This is a genomic window from Streptomyces sp. NRRL S-1022, from assembly GCF_000720135.1.
Classification (GTDB): Bacteria; Actinomycetota; Actinomycetes; order Streptomycetales; family Streptomycetaceae; genus Streptomyces.
In genome coordinates this window covers 1-4,232 of sequence record NZ_JOIU01000077.1, presented here as the reverse complement: position 1 = coordinate 4,232, position 4,232 = coordinate 1, and the positions used below count along the sequence as shown (strand labels likewise).

Below are 4,232 nucleotides of genomic sequence, written 5' to 3'. Positions count from 1 at the left end.
ATCGCCGAGCGTCGTCCCCGTACCGTGCGCCTCCACCGCGTCCACCTCGGACGGCTCCAGCCCGGCATTCGCCAACGCCTGCCGGATCACCCGCTCCTGCGACGGACCATTCGGCGCGGTCAGCCCATTGGACGCCCCGTCCTGATTGACCGCCGAACCCCGCACCACCGCCAGCACCCGGTGACCGTTGCGACGGGCGTCCGACAACCGCTCCAAGAGCACGACACCCGCGCCCTCACCCCACGCCGTACCATCAGCCGCCTCGGCGAACGCCTTCACCCGGCCGTCGGCCGCGAGCCCCCGCTGGCGGGAGAAGTCGATGAAGGCGGCGGGTGTCGCCATCACCGTCACACCGCCGGCCAACGCCAGCGAGCACTCCCCCGAGCGCAGCGCCTGCGCCGCCAGATGAATCGCCACCAGCGACGACGAGCACGCCGTGTCCACCGACACCGCCGGACCCTCCAGCCCCAGCAGATACGACACCCGCCCGGAGGTCACACTCGTCGCCGTGCCGGTGGCCACATAGCCGTCCGCGTCGTGCGAGATCTGGTCCACTCCGCCCGCGTAGCCGGATGCCCAGATGCCGGTGAAGACGCCCGTCTGGCTGCCCCGCAACGACGCCGGATCGATCCCCGCCTCCTCGAACGTCTCCCACACCGTCTCCAACAGCACCCGCTGCTGCGGATCCATCGCCAACGCCTCACGCGGCGAGATCCCGAAGAACGCGGCATCGAAGCCACCCGCATCCCCCAGAAAACCACCCGCCCGCGTGTACGACGTCCCCGGACCACCGGCCGGATCGTAAAGACGACCCACGTCCCACCCACGGTCAGACGGGAACTCCTCCACCGCGTCCACGCCGCCCGACACCAGGCCCCACAACTCCTGCGCCGAGCCCACCCCACCCGGATACCTGGCCCCCAACCCCACCACCACCACCGGATCACCCGGCACCGGAAGCCCGACCGGCACGGGTGTGGCCGTCCGGCGTTCCTTGCCGAGGACCACCTCGCGCAGGTATTCGGCCAGCCGGGCGGGGGTCGGGTGGTCGAAGACCATCGTCGCCGACAGCCGGGTCCCGACCGCCGTGGACAGCCGGTTGCGCAGCTCCACGCCGGTCAGCGAGTCGAAGCCCAGGTCCTTGAAGGCCAGGTCGCCACCGATCTCGTCGCTGCGGCCCAGCACGGCGGAGGCGTGGGTGCTGACCAGGTCGAGCAGAATCTCGCGTTGCCGGGTCTCGGGGAGCGATCCCAGCTCGCCCGCCAGTCCGGTGGTCCGCACCGGTTTGCGGGCGCGTGCCAGCGCGCGCAGCACTGGCCGGTCGCCCAGTGCGGACACCTTGAGTCCGGCCGCGACCACAGCTGGTTCCGCGGTGTCCAGGCCCCCGTCGAACAGCCCGAGTCCGTGGTCGGTCGCCATCGGCAGCAGCCCCGCGCGGGCGAGGCGTTCACCGTCGGCCTCGGACATCTGCCCGGTCAGCCCGCTGGCCTCGGCCCACTGGCCCCAGGCCAGCGACACCGCCGGCAGGCCCTGGGCCCGCCGGTACGCGGCCAGGCCGTCGAGGTAGGCGTTCGCCGCCGCGTAGTTCGCCTGCCCTGCCGCGCCGAGCGTCCCGGCCGCCGAGGAGAAGAGGACGAACGCCGTCAGGTCCCGTCCCCGGGTGAGTTCGTGCAGGTGCCAGGCCGCCCGTGCCTTGGGCTCCCAGACCCGTACCACCGGTGATCAGCACCGTGCCGGCCACATCGAGATCCGCCGGAACAGTGAGGACGATCTTCCCGATGTGAGCGGCCCGGCTCATGAACCGGAAGGCGTCCCGCGCGCGGCGGACGTCCCAGGTGGTGAGCGGTGGCAGGCGCAGTTCACCTGCGCCGAGCAGCCGGACGGCCTCGGCCAGGATCTCGCCGAGCCGCTCCGGTCCCGCGTCGGCCAGGTCGAAGGCCAGCACGCCGGGCCGGATGTCGGCCTTGCCCATCTCCACGAACCGCCCGCCGGGCGCGAGCAGCCGCAGGGAGGCGTCCAGGAACTCACCGGACAGCGAGTTCAGCACCACGTCGAAGGGTCCGAACCGGTCGGCGAACTCCAGGGTCCGGGACGAGCCGATGTGGTCCTCGTCCAACCCCAGGGCGCGCAGCGCGTCCCACTTGTCCGGGCCGGCGGTCGCGTGGACGTCCGCGCCCCAAAGCCGCGCGAGCTGGACGGCCGCCATGCCGACGCCGCCGGCCCCGGCGTGGATCAGCACCCGGTCACCGGCCTTCAGCCCGCCCAGGTCGCGCAGGCCGTACCACGCGGTCATGAACGCGATCGGCACAGTGGCGGCCTGGGTGAACGTCCACTCGTCGGGGATGCGCACCAGCACCCTGTGGTCGGCGACGGCCACCCGTCCGAACGCGCCGGGCAGCAGCCCGGCGACCCGGTCACCCGGCCGCAGCCCGGTGACCTCGGCGCCGGCCTCGGTGACGACGCCCGCGCCCTCGCTGCCGAGCAGCGCCGGGTCCGGGTAGACGCCGAGGGCGATCAGCACGTCCCGGAAGTTCAGGCCGGCCGCCCGCACGGCGACGCGCACCTCCCGGGGCCCGAGCGGGGCCTGCTCGTACGGCAGGAAGGCGAGGTCGTCCAGGCTGCCCGTGGCCGCCTGCGTCAGCCGTCCGTCGAACGCCTCCGGTGCGGAGCGCACGAGCCGGGGCACGTAGACGGCCCCCCGGCGCACCGCCACCTGGTCCTCGTCGCCGACCGACAGGCCGTCGGGCAGCTCGTCGGCGTCCACGAGCACGAACCGGCCGGGGTGCTCGGACTGCGCGGACCGGACCAGGCCCCATACGGCCGAGGCTTCCGGGTCGCTCACCCCGTCACCGGGAACGACGGCGACCGCGCCCCGCGTGCGCACCACGAGCCGTTCGCCGGGCCCGGCCAGGAAGTCCTGGACGGCCGCCAGCGCCTCGGCGACCGAGCCGGGTGAGACGACGGCGTCGCCGAGCGCGCCTTCGCCGGGGGTCAGCGGAATCCAGTCGAGGGCGTACAGCGGGCCGCGTTCAGCCATCGGACGGGTGGTCAGCGCCTCGATGGTCGCCACGGGCTCGCCGGACCGGTCCGCCAGGTGGACGGCGTACGTGCCGGGGCGCACCGCCGTCAGCCGCACGCGCGCGGAGGTCACGCCGGTGCGGTGGACCGCGATCCCGCCCAGCGAGAACGGCAGCCGCACGTCGCCTTCCGTGCCGGCCAGCAGCGCCAGCGGTTGCAGGGCGGCGTCCAGCAGGGCCGGATGGACGGAGAACCGGGCCGCGTCCGGCACGGTGACCTCGGCGAACACCTCATCGCCGCGGCGCCACACCGCCTGCACGGCCTGGAAGACCGGCCCGTACTCGTAGCCCGCCGCGGCGAGCGTGTCGTAGAGCCCGGTGACCGGTTCCGCGCCGGCCGGCGGCCATTGCGTCAGCTCCTGCCCGGCCACGGGTTCCCCGCTCACCGTGCCGGTGGCGTGCCGCACCCAACCGTCCGTACGGGACCGGACGTCGACCGTGCGGCGGCCGGTCTCGTCCGGCTCGCCCACGACGACCTGCACGTCCACCGCGCCGTCCGCGGGCAACACCAGCGGCGCCTCCAGGACCAGTTCCTCCACTGCCGTCCCGGCCGCGTGCACCACCAGTTCCACGAACGCCGTCGCGGGCAGCAGCACCGTCCCCAGTACGGAGTGGTCCGCGAGCCAGGGGTGGGTGGCCAGGGAGAGCCGACCCGTCAGGACCCGCTGTTCGCCCACCTCGACGGCGGCGCCGAGCAGCGGGTGGTCCACCGAGTCGAGCCCGGCTGCGGACACGTCTCCCGCGCCTCCGGCGAGCCAGAACCGCGTCCGCTGGAAGGGGTAGGTGGGCAGCGCCACCGGCGCCCCTTCGGGGAACGGCCACCGCACCGGCACACCCGCGACGAACAGCCGCGCCGCGGCGGCCAGGAACTCGGCATGGGTGCCGTGGTCGCGGCGCAGTGTCCCGGTCACCACGCCCGCTTCGTACTCCTCCAGCGCAGGCGTGAGCACCGGGTGCGGGCTGATCTCGACGAAGACGGGGTCACCACCCGAGGCGAGCAGCAGCCGGGTGGTCTGGTCGAACAGCACGGGTTCGCGGAGGTTGCGGTACCAGTAGCCGGCGTCGAGGGTGGAGGTGTCGATCTCCTCGCCGGTGACTGTTGAGTAGAACGGGATCGTCGTCGGGCGCGGTGTGATGCCGGCCAAGTCGGTCAGC

1 protein-coding gene and 1 pseudogene are annotated in these 4,232 nt (G+C 73.7%); both read right to left on the bottom strand.

The annotated features are described in order from the left end of the window. The coding region (locus IG05_RS47450; protein WP_030349144.1) for a beta-ketoacyl synthase N-terminal-like domain-containing protein at positions 1-1,716 on the bottom strand (1,716 nt) is incomplete at its 3' end. A gap of 106 nt (positions 1,717-1,822) precedes the next feature. Continuing rightward, positions 1,823-4,222: pseudogene (locus tag IG05_RS44045) on the bottom strand (polyketide synthase dehydratase domain-containing protein); the annotation flags it as partial. Between the last annotated feature and the right edge of the window lie 10 nt (positions 4,223-4,232).